The organism is Pseudomonas sp. H2_A10 (genome assembly GCF_054680085.1).
The window spans coordinates 4076112-4093274 of record NZ_CP162821.1 but is presented as its reverse complement, the minus strand read 5'-3'; the positions used below and the strand labels follow the sequence as shown (position 1 = coordinate 4093274).

Annotated in this window: 10 protein-coding genes; 2 read left to right on the top strand and 8 right to left on the bottom strand. The window is 59.9% G+C overall.

The features are described from left to right. Positions 1 to 105 precede the first annotated feature (105 nt). On the top strand, positions 106 to 3957 hold the full coding sequence (locus tag AB4O23_RS19295) for a hypothetical protein (protein ID WP_460060277.1): 3852 nt from the start codon (positions 106 to 108) through the stop codon (positions 3955 to 3957). A gap of 62 nt (positions 3958 to 4019) precedes the next feature. On the opposite strand, the gene efeO (AB4O23_RS19290) is transcribed toward AB4O23_RS19295, so the two are convergent. Genes efeO (AB4O23_RS19290) through efeU form a run of 4 tightly spaced genes read right to left on the bottom strand, consistent with a single transcriptional unit; the run spans position 4020 to position 8246 of the window. Beyond that, the gene (efeO, locus tag AB4O23_RS19290) at positions 4020 to 4841 is read right to left on the bottom strand and encodes an iron uptake system protein EfeO (protein WP_017529010.1); all 822 of its coding nucleotides are present in this window, start codon (positions 4839 to 4841) and stop codon (positions 4020 to 4022) included. Positions 4842 to 4868: 27 nt separating this feature from the next. Continuing rightward, positions 4869 to 6173, bottom strand: coding sequence for an iron uptake transporter deferrochelatase/peroxidase subunit (efeB, locus tag AB4O23_RS19285; RefSeq protein ID WP_068932177.1), 1305 nt, complete (start codon positions 6171 to 6173; stop codon positions 4869 to 4871). A gap of 14 nt (positions 6174 to 6187) precedes the next feature. Then, the gene (efeO, locus tag AB4O23_RS19280) at positions 6188 to 7390 is read right to left on the bottom strand and encodes an iron uptake system protein EfeO (RefSeq protein ID WP_368949622.1); all 1203 of its coding nucleotides are present in this window, start codon (positions 7388 to 7390) and stop codon (positions 6188 to 6190) included. 10 nt (positions 7391 to 7400) lie between these two features. Then, a complete protein-coding gene (efeU, locus tag AB4O23_RS19275; protein WP_460060275.1) occupies positions 7401 to 8246 on the bottom strand; it encodes an iron uptake transporter permease EfeU in 846 nt (281 codons plus the stop codon). 167 nt (positions 8247 to 8413) lie between these two features. Between efeU and AB4O23_RS19270 the strand changes: the two genes are divergently transcribed. Then, a complete protein-coding gene (locus tag AB4O23_RS19270; RefSeq protein WP_017529014.1) occupies positions 8414 to 9430 on the top strand; it encodes an AraC family transcriptional regulator in 1017 nt (338 codons plus the stop codon). An 86-nt stretch (positions 9431 to 9516) separates the two neighbouring features. Here AB4O23_RS19270 and AB4O23_RS19265 read toward each other — a convergent pair whose 3' ends face one another. The 4 genes from AB4O23_RS19265 to mexE form a co-directional block, all read right to left on the bottom strand. Next, positions 9517 to 10701, bottom strand: a complete 1185-nt coding sequence (locus tag AB4O23_RS19265) for an MFS transporter (RefSeq protein ID WP_065876889.1) — start codon at positions 10699 to 10701, stop codon at positions 9517 to 9519. A 328-nt stretch (positions 10702 to 11029) separates the two neighbouring features. After that, positions 11030 to 12445: an efflux transporter outer membrane subunit gene (locus AB4O23_RS19260; protein ID WP_460060274.1), complete on the bottom strand. Its 1416-nt coding sequence runs from the start codon at positions 12443 to 12445 to the stop codon at positions 11030 to 11032. Continuing rightward, positions 12442 to 15621 carry an efflux RND transporter permease subunit gene (locus AB4O23_RS19255; RefSeq protein WP_460150231.1) on the bottom strand — a complete coding sequence of 1060 codons (3180 nt, stop codon included), beginning with the start codon at positions 15619 to 15621 and terminating at the stop codon, positions 12442 to 12444. The genes AB4O23_RS19260 and AB4O23_RS19255 overlap by 4 nt, the downstream gene beginning before the upstream one ends. 15 nt (positions 15622 to 15636) lie before the next feature. Then, positions 15637 to 16878, bottom strand: a complete 1242-nt coding sequence (gene mexE, locus AB4O23_RS19250; RefSeq protein ID WP_065876897.1) for a multidrug efflux RND transporter periplasmic adaptor subunit MexE — start codon at positions 16876 to 16878, stop codon at positions 15637 to 15639. Positions 16879 to 17163 lie beyond the last annotated feature (285 nt).

The window sequence follows — 17163 nt, the reverse complement described above, 5'->3', positions numbered from 1 at the left end:
GGAATTTCCCTACGTTTTGTTTAGGTGTTGGTCTGTACGTTTTCTGCTGACAGTTCTAGGGACAGGACTCTCGCCATTCCCTTGGTATAGAGAGCGTTCGTCAGAATGATAGCCATAAACAGAGCTCCTGTTGCGCCGGCGTTGTCCGTTCTCCATGCGGCTGAAACGCCGCTTCCCGCCGTAGAAACCTCCCAGGCTCACGCGGCGCCACAACCCGCGTTTCCAACTCAACCTCAAGGTCTTGCACACAACAGTCGTTCGCTGCGCGCGTTGCGTATGGACGGGCTCGCCGGCCCGTCGAGCGAATCGAAAACCCGAGTCAAGCGTCATGCGGGCTCTGTGACGGAGGAGTCTCCCGCCAGCGCTGCCGGCGCGGGAGGTCTTTTCCCGGTCGTCGCAGATGCTCAGGATGCCGACAAAAGGCTGCAAAAGAACCTGATGCGGTGGCTGCATTCCGGTACCGCTCCTGATAACGCAGTGCCGAAAAAAGCCTCAATCGCGCCCTTTATTTCCTTATACAACGATGCGATAAAAGAGCCGGCCCTGCAGGCCTGGTTCAAATCCACAGGCTTCAAGCCCGCCACGATACGGGTGCTCGACGACGCCGTGGTAGGGATAGTGGTGCGCGAGGGCAAGGAAACGTTCCAACGTTTTACCGCCACTGACGGTTCCGGCTGGGGGCAAGTCGGCCTAAGAGTATCCGCACTGCAAAGGATCCTCTCGCCGAACAACCGAGGCATTCCGATCGCCACGGGTGCGGCACAGGCGAATATCCCACTGATCGTGCTGTTGGAGTTTTACGGGGTTGCGCCACCGCACAATGAAAAAGCCGCACCCCTATTGGGCAAACAGCTCAAGCGTGGTGGCTGGCCGCAAATATCACAGGCGCAGCGTGATCAGTGGGAGGCGCAATTCAAACAACAGCGGCGGTCCCACGAGGACAGTGCCTTACGGGGGCGTCTGTCCGAACTGTTACAACCCTTGGTTGAGGGCAAAGGTGACAACGACACGCTGAATCTGAAAGAGCTGAGCTTGGTTGCCGCCCCCGGCTCCACCTTGGACCAGCGCAGTAAAAAGCCCCGTGAACGGTTTCTGAAATTCCTGGCATCGCCCCGGTTCGAAGCCTTTTTGCATAAGGCCGGCTTTCAAAGGCAGGACGGTGAATTCAGGCGGCATGAATACAGGCTGTCCGACGGCGACTTGCAGGCGCGCGACGGTGCAGGTCAGTGGGTATCGCTGCGGCGTGCTTTCGACGACGAGGTCGGGAAGCTGTCAGGCTGGGAAAGTGCGCAAGAGCAAGCTGCAGCGCGAACGATGGGGGCGGAGCTGGAATCGTTAGTGGTGCTGAGTAAAAAAATCGGTGATGCATTGTATTCCACGCGTACTTATGACGCCCGTCAGGTCATGGCGCACTACGCCCTCGACGTTCCGCAGACCGTCGGCCAGATGCGCGCGGCCCTGAGCGGTTTCAACGTGAAATTACCCAACCCTCCACTGGCCGGTAATTACGCAAGCATGACGCCCTATGGGCAGGGCACGGAAGCCCTGTCTGACGCCTCCAGTCAAACATTCAGAAGCGCCTCGACGCAGGTCATGGCGTTGTTCAAGGACTTTTCCCCTGCCTCGTCGGGTTTCCAATCCTTTCCCGATCCGGACAGCCAACTCGCGGCTTTTTTTGATTCCCCTGGCGCCACCGCGCTGGCCGACACAATCGCTAAATCCCTCAAGCTGTTTGCCGTGGCCGATGGTCAAGCGCTGACAAGGGCCGACCGCCATCAAGTTTTGGCTACGGCCCTCAAATTCAGTGTGAACGCGCCGGTGCCGGGCCTGCCAGGGGTTGTGGCAGGCTACGATCTGTACCAGCCCGCTAATAGGGGCCGCACGCTTAAAGAGGTACGTGGCGACGTCGAGCGGCACTTGGCAGACAAAGGCGTTGATCCCAAGGTCTTGGCGCTGATGGCTCACCTGTATCTGGCCCAGGCGGCGCCGGAGATGCTGATCAAGAGAGACCCAGGCTTGGCTGCCGAACCCCTGAACGTACTCAACCCAGACCCGGGCGCTATCAAGGTTGGCTCCACGGCCTGGATGAACTTACGCCTGGCCAGTGCAATGGCAGGCGATTCGCGGTTGAACCTTCAGCAAGCCCTGGCTTTGGCACGCCAGGAGTCGGCAGGGCCTAACCAAGAAAAATTGATCAAAGCGTTGGGGGCCCGGGCACTGTTGGACTGGGGCGTCATGGTGGGCGTCTATCCGGCAACTTCGGATCGCACCTACTCCAGTACGGATTATGAAGCGGCATCTAACGCCTTTACTGAGCGAGAAAACACCACGCGCGGTGCATTCGAAGTGTTGACGGGTGCGCCGCCTACCCGAGCCAGTGTATTGGTCAAACAACTGGCCTTGTTGTTTCCTGAAATGACCGAGGAAGAAATTCGCACGGCTAAGCTGGACCTCATTACCGATGAACCTTATGACCCTCGCAATCATGGACACCTGGAGACTCGCCAGCCGTTGCTGGTTGACTTCATTTTGGCGGGGCAGGCCGAAGATGAGAGCTTTTGGCTCAAGCTCAGTTCTTCTCTCGACGCTCTGTTCATAGGTGACAAGAAATACAACTTCAATCACCCCGCTATTTCCCAGGCGACTTTCTTCCAGCGTATTAGCCAGCTGCCGCCGATCGCGCCCCTGGTGGAACCCGCCGTTGACAAATACATCGCCGACATCCGAAAGGCCCAGGCTACGGCGATGAAACTGGCTTTCGCTGAATTACCACTGAAACAGCGCATGGCGCTGGAATCGTCAAACGAGATCCAGTTTTTTAGCCTTCGGACAGGGACCGGGGAACGCCTGGAAAAAGATAAGGCGCCGGACTCGAACGTGGCCAACAAACGCGGCACTCACGGCCTGTTGATGCGCTACGAAACGGGTCAGGCCAACCCCAAATATGGCTATTACGAAGTGTTCCCCAATTCGATGAAAATGATCGAACGAACGGACTTGCCCGATAATCTTCCGCTTGGCGACAAGATCACCAAAGGCAGTGAGCCCACTGGGCTGGGTGGCTATTATCAAATCAACGTGCAGGACGGTGTGTCGCTGCCCTATGATTTTGAGGCCTATCGCTCAGGCTCCGTGCCACGCCCCGGGATGAATTCGCAGGTGATCATTGAAAAGTACGGCAGCCCATTGCGCGGAGCAGTGGACAAGACAAATCAACGCACACCCGATACCTTCGTTTCTTCCACGACCTCTAAGCTTGTGGAAACAATGTTGGCCTATGGCTTTGACGATAAGCGTGAGGCGCTGATCGACTACGCCAACCAACCCACCAACCTCGAATGGCGCCGTGCCTACCCATTCCCCTCCGGCAAGAATATTTTTACCGCTGAAAATGTGCATACGGTACTCAGCCTGATCCCTTTTGTGGGCGCATTGACTGATTTGGTCGAGGGCAATACCGGCGAGGGGGTAAAAGGGCTGCTGATAGACTTGGCATCTTTTGTCGCCACCGGTGGGCTGGCGGGAGCTAAGAGCTTTGCCAAGGGGGTGAAGTTGCTGATGCGCTTCAATGGCAAGCCGTTCAGCACGGTTGCATTGAAAGGGGCAGGTACATTTTTGCGTGGGGTATTCAATCCAGTGGAAAGCGTCCCCGAGATTTTGCGCGCGACTCCGAACGCCCTTGCAACGTTTGCGCTAGGGCGCCCATTTCGCATTGGATCAAGCGCCCTATTGCCGGTGAAAACCTTTGAGCAGTGGCGATGGACCATGGGTGCGCGCGATGCCCTCTTCGCCGGCCCAGGCACCTCGGCCAATCACTGGGCGGGATCGCGCAAAGGCTTCATCGGTAATCAACAGGTCGATGCGGTTCAGAAACAGGGTTCCTGGTATGCGATCAATCCCCTGACCCAAAGACCCGAAGGGAGCCCTCTGGAGCGGTTCGTGCCGCAGGCAAGTTGAGACCACGGCGGCCGAGGCCCCGCGGCAGCCCGTACAGGCTGCGCGCATGTCGAGGCGGCCAATCAGTTCAAGCCCAGCTTGCCACGCAACATCGAGAGGTCTTCAGCCAGGGTATTGACCGGGCCGACCAAGGCTTTACGGTCGGCTTCCTTGACCTTGTCATAGGTCTGGAACCCGCCGTCCTTGGTTTTGTACTTGGCCAGGATCTTGTCGACGCTGGCGAAGTTCTTGTCGACCTTGGCCAGGAAAGCCTTGTCTTGCTGCCCGATCTGGCCACGGAACAGGTCGACGATTTTCTTCGCGCCGTCGATGTTGCCCTGGAAGTCGTACAGGTCGGTGTGGCTGTAGCGGTCTTCTTCGCCGGAGATCTTGGTGGCGGCGACTTCTTCAAGCAGGGCGGCGGCACCGCCCACGACTTTTTCCGGCGGGAAGGTCAGGCCATCGACGCGGGTCTTGAGGTCGTTGACATCGGTGTTGAGCTTGGCGGTGAGCGCCTCCAGGCCTTTGGTCGAGTTCTGCGAAAACAGCGCATATTCGATGCGGTGGAAACCGGTGAAGTCTTCGGCGGTCACGCCTTTTTCGTGGTCGTCCACGCGGGAGTCGATGGACGCGTCGAGGTCGCTGAACAGCTCGGCGATCGGTTCGATGGACTCATAGTGCACACGGGTCGGCGCGTAGAGTTTTTTGGCGGTGGCCAGGTCGCCTTGGTTGATGGCGTCGGTGAAGGCCTGGGTCTGGGTCACCAGCTCACCGATTTCTTCGGTGACGTAGATCTTGTAGTCCGACACCGGGCCTACCAGGTCCAGCGGCGCCGTGGTGGCGGCGAAGGCGGCCAGGGGCGAAAGGGTCATTAACAACGACAACGCGAGAGTCGACTTCTTCATGGGACGGTTTCCGCTGTGGGGTTTGTTTTAGGTATTGGCAGTGGTTTGAGGGTGCGCGGCCGCAAGCAGTGTGCGTCCAAGAAAATCCTTGGGCCCGGTGACCCCCGGCAGGCTGAAAAAGTACCCGCCGCCCACCGGCTTGAGGTACTCCTCCAGGGGCTCGCCGTTGAGCCGGGTCTGCACGCTGATAAAGCCTTTCTCCAGGTCAGCCTGGTAGCAGATGAACAACAGCCCCATGTCGAGCTGACCGTTTTTATTGACGCCGTTGGAGTAGTTGAACGGCCGCCGCAGGATCAGGTTGGCCTGGGTCTGCGGGGTGCGCGGGTTGGCCAGGCGGATATGCGCATCGAGCTTGGTCAACTTGCCGTGGGGGTCCTGGCTGTAGTCGGGCACCTGGCTTTCTTGCTGGCCATCCATGGGTGCGCCGGTGGTCTTGACCCGACCGATGATGCTTTCCTGTTCTTGCAGGGGCGTGCGGTCCCAGCGCTCGACGAAGTTGCGGATGATGCGCACCGCCTGATAGCTGCCATGAGCCGCCCAGGCTGGCTCGTCGCTGCCCGGCTGTACCCACACAATCTGGTTCATCGCCTTGTCGTCGTTGGAGTCGGGGTTGGCCGAACCGTCACGAAACCCCAGGAAATTACGCGCGCTCTGCGCAGGCGTGCCGGGTTTGGCAGGGGCCTGGGGCGGCACGCTGCCTTCCTGCTTCCAGCGCACCAGCAGCAGGTCGGGCAGGTTCTTCACGATGTCGCGCAGGGCATGGATATTGGTGTCGGGGGTGTTGGAGCAAAACTGCACGCTGAGGTCGCCATGGCACTGCGTCGGCTCCAGCGCGTCGTTGGGAAAACCCACCATGCGGCTCAGGCGCTTGGGCTTCACCGCGCCAAGGCCAAAGCGCTCATCGAACAGCGATTCACCGACCGAAACCGTGATGGTCAGGTTGTCCGGCGTCACCACCGGGCCGAGAATCCCGGAGTCGGTGGGCGGCAGTTTCGGGTCGACTTGTGCCACGGCGCCGCCGGTCATCAAGAAGCTGATGCGCTCGTTCAAGGTGCGAAACAGCCGCTCCAGGTCGTCGCGGTCGCCGGCCAGCACGTCGAACGCCACGAGCATGCCGCAGGCCGGGCGCGGCGTGACGATGCCGCTTTGGTGCTGGCCGAAAAAGTCATGGTGGTCCTGGGTCTTGTCACTGCGTGGCGCCGTGGTGACTTGCTCGGCGGCGGCGGCCATCGCCGGGCAGGCCAGGCTGCTGCCGGCAATCGCCGCGCCGGTGGCGGCCATGCCCAGCAGGACGCGGCGACGTTGTGCTGAAAAGTGTGCTGAATCGCTCATAAATTCGGTCGTCTTCACTGCAGGCCGGAAAGGCCAAGGGCGGGGTCGATTCCATCGAGTGCAACGGCCAGAGCCTTGGCCTTGTCGGCGATCTGCTGACGCTGATCGGCGGTAACGCTGTCGTACGTGCGGTAAGTGTTATTGACCTTAAAGCCTGCGAGTTCGGCATCGAACGCGGCGAGGGCACTGTCGACTTTGGGGAGCAGGTCAGCGGCAGACTTGGCCAGCAGCGGGCGCATCAACTCGACCACCTTGTGCGCGGCTTGCAGGTTGGCGGCGAAACCGTTCAGGTCGATGTGGCTGTAGCGCTCTTCCTCACCACTGACGGCGCGCACATCCGCCAGGCTGTTGAGGTTGCGCACCACGATGCTCACCAGTTGCTCCGGCGGCAGCGACTGGGCCAGCAGTTGTTGTTTGAGGCCGCTGACGTCGGTCACCAGGCGCTGCGCCACCGGGGCCAGGCCAGCGAGGCTGCGTTGCTGGAACAGGCTGTATTCGAGGCGATGCAAGCCACTGAACGCCGGGTCCTGTTCGCGTTTTTCAAAATAATCGGCGCGGGCGTTGATGGCGTTGTCCAGTTCCGCCAGGCGTTGCGACGCCGGCGCCAGCCGTTGATAAGCCTCACGGGCTGGTACATACGCCGCCTGCGCCTGGGCCAGGTCACCGGCCTCGATCGCCTGTTGCAGCGCCGTCGTGGCCTTTATAAGCGCATTGCCCTGGCTGCTCAGGTACACGCGGAACTCCGACAGCGGGCCGATAAACGCCACCATCGACGGCTTGGCCTTGGCCTGGGCGTCGGACTGCGCCGTGGGCGTCACATGCAAAGTGCCACGCGGGTTGCTCAGCAGGCCGCAGGTGATGGCATAGTCGCCGGGCAACAGGTTGGCGTTGATAACCTGGCTAAGGCCGGGGGCGATGTTTTCGCGCTCCTCGACCACCAGCACGCCGTCGAGGATTTCCCATTCCACGGCACGGTCGGAGCGGTTGATGATACGAAAGCTCGCGCGCCCGGCCGGAACGGTCAGTGCGTTGGGCTCGCAGGCGTGGCCGTGGATGGTCACGGCAATTTCATTGCCGTTGGCCTGGCGCTTGGCGGCGGCCATCTGCGAGGCGTAGTAGAACAGGCCACCGGCGGCGATCATCACGACCACCGAGCCGGCCACCGCCCAGCGCAGGGCGCGGGGTGGCGAGGCAGGTTGAGGCGTTGGGCTGGACAAGAGACGGTCCTTACTGGCTGGAAACGGAGGAGGGGGTGGCGGCAGGCTTGGCCGGCGTGGCTGGCAGGAAAAACATCACCAGCGCCACCACCAGGTAAATCAGGTAGGCGCCCAGGGTGCTGACGGTCGGCGCTTCCTGATAGCCGAACATGCCGGCCAGCACCGAACCCAATGGGCTGTCCATCGGCAATACAGCGCTGAAATCGAAGAGTACGGTTTGCCAATGGTTCCACACCCCGGCCTCGTGCAGAGCCTGCACCGAGTTGGCGAGGATGCCGGCCGCGACCACCAGGATGAACAGGCCGGTCCAGCGGAAAAACGCACCCAGGTTCAGGCGCATGCTGCCGGTGTAAATCAGCCAGCCGACGACAATCGCCAACACCAGGCCGAGCAGGGCGCCCATCGGCGCGCCGGGGCCTTCGCTCTGCTGGAACACCGCCAGCAGGAAAAACACGGTTTCCAGGCCTTCGCGGGCCACGGCGAAAAACACCATCAGGATCAGTGCGGTGACCTGGTGCCTGGAGCCGGTCAACGCCTGATCAAGGGAGGCGTGCAACGCATGCTTGATGGAGCGCGCAACCTTGCGCATCCAGAACACCATGGAGCTGAGGATACCCACGGCAACCAGGCCGACCACGCCTTCGAACAGCTCCTGTTGTTTCTGCGGGAACTCCGCGCTGACCCATTCCAGGCCGCCGCCCACCAGCAAGGCCAGCGCTGCGGCAAGGAACACCCCAATCCACACGGCCGGCATCCATTGGCCGCGGCCTGTCTGTTGCAGGTAACTGGCGATGATGCCGACGATCAATGCGGCTTCAATGCCTTCGCGCAGCATGATGAGAAAGGGGACAAGCATTCGGCACCGCAGGGCAATTAGTTAGGGTGCTAAGTTGTAACATAATGATACTCATTGCCAAACAGGAAATATTGACTTTAGCTGAACGCCGGCTGAACGGTGGTGGCAAAGCGCAAGCGCCCTTATGATGCACGCCACCTCATGCACGACCGGATTGCCCAACTTCCATGGCGGAAAAAGACACCATCTCCATCCACCTCGTGCGCGAGGCCTTGTCGCAGAGTTGCGCGCCGGGGGCGGCCACCGTCGAGGCCCTGAGCAAAGTCGGGATCGACCCGGCGCTGCTGCAAGAGCCCGCCGCCCGTGTACCGGCCACGGCCTATGCACGCCTGTGGCGCTTGCTGGCAAGGCGTTGCGACGATGAGTTCTTCGGCATGGACCCGCGCAGGCTCAAGTCCGGTAGCCTGGCGTTTCTCTGCCGGGCGGCCATCGCGCAACCGACCCTGGCGGCCGGCCTGGAAACCGGCTTGGGGTTTCTCTCACTGATGCTGGAGCGCCTGCCCGCCCAATTGGTGCGCCAACAGAGTCTGGCGGAAATCGTGCTGCTGGAACCGGATGCCGAGCCCAATCGCGCCTTCACCTACTTCACCTATTGGATGATTGTCCACGGTGTTGCCTGTTGGCTGGCGGGGCGGCGCATCCCCATCCTGGCCATCGAGTTGCGCTGCCCGCCGCCGGATTATTGTGATGACTACCGGGTGATGTTTTCCGACAACCTGCGCTTTAACCGGCCACGCACGCGCATGATCGTCTCCGCCGATTGCCTCGACCTGCCGATCAAGCGCAGCCCGCAAGAACTGCAACGTTTCCTGGCCCACGCGCCGGCCAACATCCTGGTCAAATACCGCGACCCCGACAGCCTGGCCACCCGCATCAAGCACGACCTGCGCCAAATGCCGCCCGACACCTGGCCGGAAACCGATGGCCTGGCGGCGGCCCACTGTATCTCCGCCTCGACCCTGCGGCGGCGCCTGGCCGAAGAAGGGCAGACGTATCAGGGGTTGAAGGACAGCGTGCGCAAGGAACTGGCGATTGTGTGGCTGGCGGAGCCGCAGATCAGCTTTGCCGAGATTGCAGAGCGGCTGGGGTTTGCCGATACCAGTTCGTTTTATAAGGCGTTTCGCAAGTGGAGTGGGTCGAATCCGGGGCATTATCGGAGTTTGATTCTTAACGATGCTATGTAGGGCGTAAGGGTACGGACAAAACAGGTCAGGTTTTCAGTCGGATGCCTGTCAGTGTGATGATCAGCTCGCAAATGAAACTGCGTATCTCAAGCGTTTTGTTGGTTTAAACGGTTTTTTTGTCCACCTAACAGCAACGTGGCGCTTACACCCAACAAACCAACCAGGCAGAAGGCCGCAACTATGATCAACGTCAGCGAGAAGCCGTAGACATCTACTAGTCCTCCAAACACGCTGTAGGAGATGCCGATGATGATCGAGTTGACTAGATTCGCAACAGACAGGCAAGAGGCTCGAATACGTGACTCAACATTGTCATGAATATAGGTTTCATAGGAAGTCTCATATAGAGCAGGCAGCGACATAATAAGTAGGAAGGCAGCAATTGAAGTAACGATGCCGATGTTGAATGACAAAATGAAAAGCAGAAGCGTGACGATGCCGGTTGTAGTGAAGGCAATGATGCCCAGAGAAAGTCGGCTGCAAATAAAACCCGCAGCCATGAACATCAATGCCGAGACGGCTTCAACGGCAGCATAAATGCCGGCAATGGTAGGTATCTCCAATCCCTGCATTGAAAAAAATGGCTGACCATAAATAAACAAGGGGATCGTTGATAGCTCGAATAACGCGAATCCAATAAATAAGGGTATAAGAAAGGCACCTTTTTTCGAGCGGAAAAACCTAGTTAGTGAAGTAAAAACCCCCTCGGTTTCCTCATTGCGTATATTGATTTTTTCATTGGGCGTCAGTGAGGTGGGCGGGGGCTTGGCTTCAGTAATGAATGTAACAACAAAAGCACCGATCAGTTTTGATACCGCAAAAACGATGTAAACACTGTTCCAGGACAAGGTGTCCTGTAGTACGCCGCCCACAAACATGGACAAGCCTAATGATACAGCGCCAATAGCACGGGCGCGTGACAGTATTTTAGGATATTCCGCTGTGCGGTTCTCAGCGAGTAAGTTGTCATACAGTAACGCCCTATCGGAGCCGGAGCCCATGGCAATACTTGCGCCAAATAGACAAAATATAATGGCGAAAGGAATAAAAGAAGAAAACAGTAAAAAGCCAATGCCACTTAAAAACAACCCTGAAAAACCAATGATAAGAGAGTATTTACGCCCATAGCGATCTGCGAGTAAACCGGATGGGATTTCCAAGGCTACGCAAGAGAAGAATAAAAAGGATTGCAGAATGCCTATCTCTCCCTGTGTGATACCCAGCTGCAGCAAGTAAAGTACAAACAGGCTTCTCTGAACGTCCAGGTTCATAAATATCGATAGAGAATAATATAAGTTGTCGTTTTTGTTTTTTAAGAATCCCCATCTTCTCATTTTTTTGTTGGCGCCCTAGACATTGAGCTTTAAGGTTAAGGCATATTTCTGTTTTTGAAAGTCCATTTTTCGACGAATAAATGACTTGAGTCTGATCGCCAGGCGCAGCGCAGTATTAAGAGTTTTCTTACAAGGTACTTCGTTTTTAACTTACAGAAGCAACCTTCAACATTTTAGGACGCTCCAAACAAAAAAAGCCCCATGGCCGAATGGACCACGGGGCTAAAAATTGGCTGGATGCGACCAACCAAAGGAGCTCTTTACATCATTTGGCCGTCGCTACGACCGTATCCGGCTGCCATCCACCGCCCAGCGCCTTGTAGATCGCCACAATCCCGCGATACAGGTCCACTTCGGCCTGGGCCTGGGAGTCTTCGGCGGCCAGGCGTTCGCGCTGGGCGTCGAGCAGGACCAGGAAGTCCACGGTGCCTTCGCGATAGCGGATGGCGGCGAGGTCGGCGGCGGCGCGGCTGGACTCACTTTGACGAATCAATGAGACCAGACGCTGTTGGCGTTTGCCGTAATCACTGAAGGCATTTTCCGATTCTTCCAGCGCCAGCAGCACTTGTTGCTCATAGGTGGCCAGCGCGCCATCCGCTTCGGCATCCGCGCCGCGCAAGCGAGCACGCACGCTGCCCAGGTCAAACGCGGCCCAGGTGATGCTCGGGCCCAGGGCCCAGGCATTTGCGGCGGACGAGCCGATCTGCGAACCGCGCCCGGCGGTAAAGCCGAGGAAGCCGCTGAGGCTGACCCGTGGGAACAGGTCGGCCTTGGCCACGCCGATGCGCGCGGTGGCGGCGGCCAGTTTGCGTTCGGCGCTGAGGATGTCCGGGCGCCGTTGCAGCAGTTGTCCTGGATCGCCGATCGGCAACGCCTTGGCAATCGCCGGCAGGTCTTTGGGGCTCAGGTCTACGCTCAGTTTGTCGGGGCGCTGGCCGAGGAGGGTGGCGATGCGGTTACGCTCGCGCACCTGCTCGGCCTGCAGTTGCGGCACGCTGGCTTCTACCGCCGCCAGGCGTGCGTCGGCACGTTCCACGTCGAGCTGGTCGCCCACCCCGGCATCGCGCAGGCTGATGGTGATGGTGCGCGATTCCTGTTGGTTCTTCAGGTTGTCCAGGGCAATGCGTTCACGCAGTTGCGCGCCGCGCAGTTGACCGTAGGCGTCGACCAGTTCGGCAATCATCGTGACTTGCAGCTGGTACAAGTCAGCTTCGGCGGCCTGCTGGTCGGCGTCGGTGGCTTCCAGGTTGCGCTGGATGCGGCCGAACAGGTCCAGTTCCCACGCCATGTCCAGGCCCAGGTCGTAACGCTCGGTCTTGACCCTGCGCGTGGTTTGCCCGGGGATCTGGCCTTTGCCCTGGTCACTGCTGACGCGGCTGGTGATGGTCGGCATGGCGTCATTGCTGGCGTCATCGCGGATCGCCCGTGCCGCTCGCAGGCGGGCAAAGGCCACGCGCAGGTCACGGTTGCCTTGCAGGGATTGCGTCACCAACTGGTTCAGGGTCGGGTCTTCGAACTGCTGCCACCAGATGCCTTCGAACTTGGCGTGGTCATATTGCTTGGCATCCGCGGCGGCGGTGATGTTCGCCGCCTCCGGGGTTTGGGCATTGTAGTCCGGGCCCACGGCACAGGCGCTCAGCGCCAGTACCAGCAAGCTTGGCAAAAACACGTTCACACTCATTGCTGTGTCTCCAGCTTCAAGGCCTTGGCCGCTTTGCGCGCTTCCTGGCGCTCCACATAGCGACGGATCAGTACGTAGAACACTGGCGTCAGCAACAGACCGAAGAAGGTCACCCCGATCATCCCGGAGAACACCGCCACACCCATGGCATGACGCATCTCGGCACCGGCACCGCTGGAGAACACCAGGGGTACCACGCCCATGATGAACGCGAACGAGGTCATCAGGATCGGCCGCAGACGCAGACGGCAGGCTTCCAGTACCGCGGCGAGCGGGTCGAGGCCTTCCTGCTGTTTGTCCTTGGCGAACTCCACGATCAGGATCGCGTTCTTACAGGCCAGGCCCACCAGTACGATTAGGCCGATCTGGGTAAAGATGTTGTTGTCGCCGCCCGACATGATCACCCCGGTAATGGCCGACAGCAGCGTCATCGGCACGATCAGGATCACCGCCAGCGGCAGGCTCCAGCTTTCGTATTGGGCGGCCAGTACCAGGAACGCCAGCAATACGCAGAGCGGGAACACGAACAGCGCGGTGTTGCCCGAGAGGATTTGCTGATAGGTCAGGTCGGTCCACTCGTAGGTCATGCCGTTGGGCAGTTCATCCTTCAACAGTTTTTCGATCGCGGCCTGGGCCTGGCCCGAGCTGTAGCCCGGTGCGGCGTTGCCGTTGATTTCGGCGGTGATAAAACCGTTGTAGTGCATCACGCGGTCCGGCCCCGAGGTGTCGCTGACCTTGATAAAGGTCGCCAACGGGATCATTTCGCCCTTGTTGTTACGCACTTTCAATTGGCCGATCTGGTCTTCGTCCAGGCGGAACTGCTGCTCAGCCTGCACGTTGACCTGGTAGGTGCGGCCAAAGCGGTTGAAGTCGTTGGCATACAGCGAGCCCAGGTAGATCTGCAGGGTGTCGAAGATGTCGCTGATCGCCACGCCGTGGGTCTTGGCCTTTTCGCGGTCGATGGCGGCATCGACCTGGGGCACGTTGACCGTGTAGCTGGTGAACAGGCCGAACAACTCCGGCACGTTATGGCTCTTGGCGATGATGTTCTGGGTTTCTTTGTACAGCTCGTCGTAACCCAGGTTGCCACGGTCTTCGATCTGCAGGCGGAACCCGCCGATGGTGCCCAGGCCCTGTACCGGCGGCGGTGGGAAGATCGCCATGTAGGCTTCCTGGATATTGCTGTACTGGCCGTTCAAGGCGCCGGCAATCGCACCGGCCGACATGCTCGGGTCTTTACGCTCGTCGAACGGCTTGAGGGTCACGAACACGATGCCGCTGTTCGGGCTGTTGGTAAAACCGTTGATCGACAGGCCGGGGAACGCCACCGCGCTGTCCACGCCCGGTTGTTTCAAGGCGATCTCGGACATGCGCTTGATCACGTCTTCGGTGCGGTCCAGGCTCGCGGCGTCCGGCAGTTGAGCGAAGGCCACCAGGTATTGCTTGTCCTGGGCCGGTACGAAACCGGTCGGAGTGTGGGCAAAGCCGAACCAGGTCAGCACCATCAGGCCGGCGTACAGGAACAGGGCGATGCCGCTGCCGCGAATCACTCGGCGTACGGTGCCGACATAACCGTGGCTGGCTTTCTCGAAGAAGCGGTTGAACGGACGGAACAACCAGCCGCCGAAAATCTTGTCGAGCACCTTGGAGAAGCGGTCCTTTGGCGCGTCGTGGCTGCGCAGCAACACGGCGACCAGGGCAGGGGACAAGGTCAGCGAGTTGAAGGCCGAGATCACCGTGGAAATTGCGATGGTCAAGGCGAACTGTTTGTAGAACTGCCCGGTCAGGCCGCTGATGAAGGCCGCTGGGATGAACACCGCACACAGCACCAACGCGGTGGCGATGATCGGGCCGGTCACTTCGCTCATGGCTTTTTCAGTGGCCGGGAACGGTTCCAGGCCCAGCTCGATGTTACGTTCGACGTTCTCCACCACCACGATGGCGTCGTCCACCACGATACCGATGGCCAATACCAGGCCGAACAATGACAGGGCGTTGAGCGAAAAGCCGAACAGGTGCATCACCGCAAACGTACCGATCAACGATACCGGCACCGCCACCAACGGAATGATCGAGGCGCGCCAGGTTTGCAGGAACAGAATCACCACCAGCACCACCAGGATCAGTGCTTCAAACAGGGTGTGCACCACCGCTTCGATGGAACCCCGGACGAAGATGGTCGGGTCGTAGACGATGCTGAAGTCCATGCCTTGCGGGAAGCTCTTTTTCAGCTCTTCCATCTTGCCGCGCACTTCGTTGGAGATCTCGATAGCGTTGGAACCCGGCCGCTGGAAGATCGGGATCGCCACGGCCGGCTGATTGTTGAGCAACGAACGCAGGGCGTATTGGCTGGAGCCCAGCTCCACCCGTGCGATGTCCTTGAGGCGGGTGATTTCACCGTTATCGCCGGCGCGAATAACGATGTTCTCGAACTCTTCCTCAGTGACCAGGCGGCCTTGGGTATTCACCGACAACTGGAACGCGGTGGCATTCGGTGCGGGCGGCGCGCCCAGGGCACCGGCAGCCACCTGGCGGTTTTGTTCGCGAATGGCCGTTACCACATCGGTGGCGGTCAGGTTGCGCGAAGCGGTCTTGTTCGGGTCCAGCCATACACGCAGCGAGTAGTCGCCCATGCCGAACAGCTGCACATCACCCACGCCCCCCAGGCGCGCCAACTCATCCTTGATATTGAGCAAGGCGTAGTTGGACAGGTAGAGCATGTCGTAACGCTGATCCGGGGAGGTCAAGTGCACCACCATGGTCAGGTCGGGGGAGGCCTTGTCCACGGTAATACCGATGCGGGTCACTTCCTCGGGCAGTTTTGGCTGCGTACGGGTGACGCGGTTTTGTACCTGCACCTGTGCGTTGTCCAGGTCGGTACCCAGGGCGAAGGTGATGGTCAGGGTCAGCTTGCCGTCGGCGGTCGACTGCGAGGACATGTACAGCATGTTCTCGACGCCGGTGATGGCCTGCTCAAGCGGGGCCGCCACGGTTTCACCGATGACCTTGGGGTTGGCGCCCGGGAAGTTGGCGCGTACCACGACGGTCGGCGGCACCACTTCCGGGTATTCGCTGATCGGCAATTGGAACAGCGAGATCGCGCCGGCGATCAGGATCAACAGCGAAAGTACCGCTGCGAAGATCGGCCGCGAAATGAAGAACTTGGAAAAATTCATCTTGAGTCGTATCCCTTAACCGCGTGGAGTCGCGACGCTGGCCAGCTTGGGCGCGGGTTTTTCCGGCGCCACTTGTTCCAGGTTGCTGGCTTCAAGCGCTTGTCGTTGTTGGGCCAAGGCGGCGAGGGTTTCCTTGCTGGCCATCGGGATGGTTTCCGGGGCGACCGGCGAGCCTGGGCGCACACGCTGCAGGCCCTTGACGATAATGGTGTCGTCCTTGTTCAGGCCGCTGCGCACGATGCGCAAACCTTCGATCTTCGGCCCCAGCTCTACCGAGCGATACGCCGGCTTGTCGCCGTCCATCACCAGCACGAACTTCTTGCCCAGGTCGGTGCCCACGGCTTCGTCGTTGATCAGCACGGCGGAGTAGGTGCCGCTGCCCACCAACTTGAGGCGCGCATACAGGCCTGGGGTGTATTCGCCCTTGCTGTTATCGAACACCGCGCGCCCACGGATGGTGCCGGTGGCCGGGTTGACCTGGTTGTCGACGAAGTTCATTTGGCCCAGGTGCGGGTTGCCGGTTTCGTTCGACAGGCCCAGGTACACCGGGGTGGTGGCGCCACGACGGCCCTGGCGGGCCAACTCGGTGTACTTGAGGAACACGCGCTCATCGGCGTCGAAGTAGGCGTAGACCTTGTCGGTGGAGACCACGCTGGTCAGCGCGGTGGTATCGGCGGTCACCAGGTTGCCGGCGGTGATTTCGGCACGGCTGACTCGGCCGCTGATCGGCGCGGTCACGCGGGTGAAGCTCAGGTTCAGCTTGGCCAGGTCCAACTGCGCCTGGATCCCGGCGACGGCGGCGCGGGCTTCCTGGGCGGCGGTGGTGCGCGAGTCGGCCAGTTCGGCGGAGATCGCATTGCTCTGGCGCAGGCGTTCGCCACGCTGGGCTTCGTTGTCGCTGCGGGTGGCAGCGGCTTTGGTCTGGGCAAGCTGGGCTTCAAGGCGGCGCACTTCAGCCTGGAACGGACGCGGGTCAATCTGGAACAGCAGGTCGCCTTTCTTGACCAAAGCGCCTTCAGTGAAAGCGACTTGGTCAATCTGGCCGGAAACCCGTGGGCGGATCTGTACGGTTTCCGGTGCTTCCAGGCGCCCGGTGAACTCGTCCCACTCATTGACCGGTTGCTCCAGCACCTTGGCCACGCTGACTTTGGCCGCCGGCATGGCGGCCGCTTGTTCCGGGGTCTTGCCGCACGCGCTCATCACCACCACGGCCAAAATCGCCAGGGGGAAGCGCAAATGTTTGAGTGACTGTTCCATGAGGTGCATCCGCCAATGTATTTGAGATGGGCGGATCATGCGCGGGGACGCGGTATGTCACGAATCGAATGAAGCAAAGGTAACTATCATTCGGAATGATATAAGCACGGGATGAGCCCTCTAGCCTGGGGCTTTCGTTAGGGTGCTATCGATGGCCGTGATAGCAATACCGACGAAGCAGTGGGGCCTGGCGGCCGAGCTTACTCCTGTGACGCCCTGATAGCCGACACATATCTGGCTCACGGGTAGAGATCCAAATGTAGGAGGGGGCTTGCTCCCGATGGC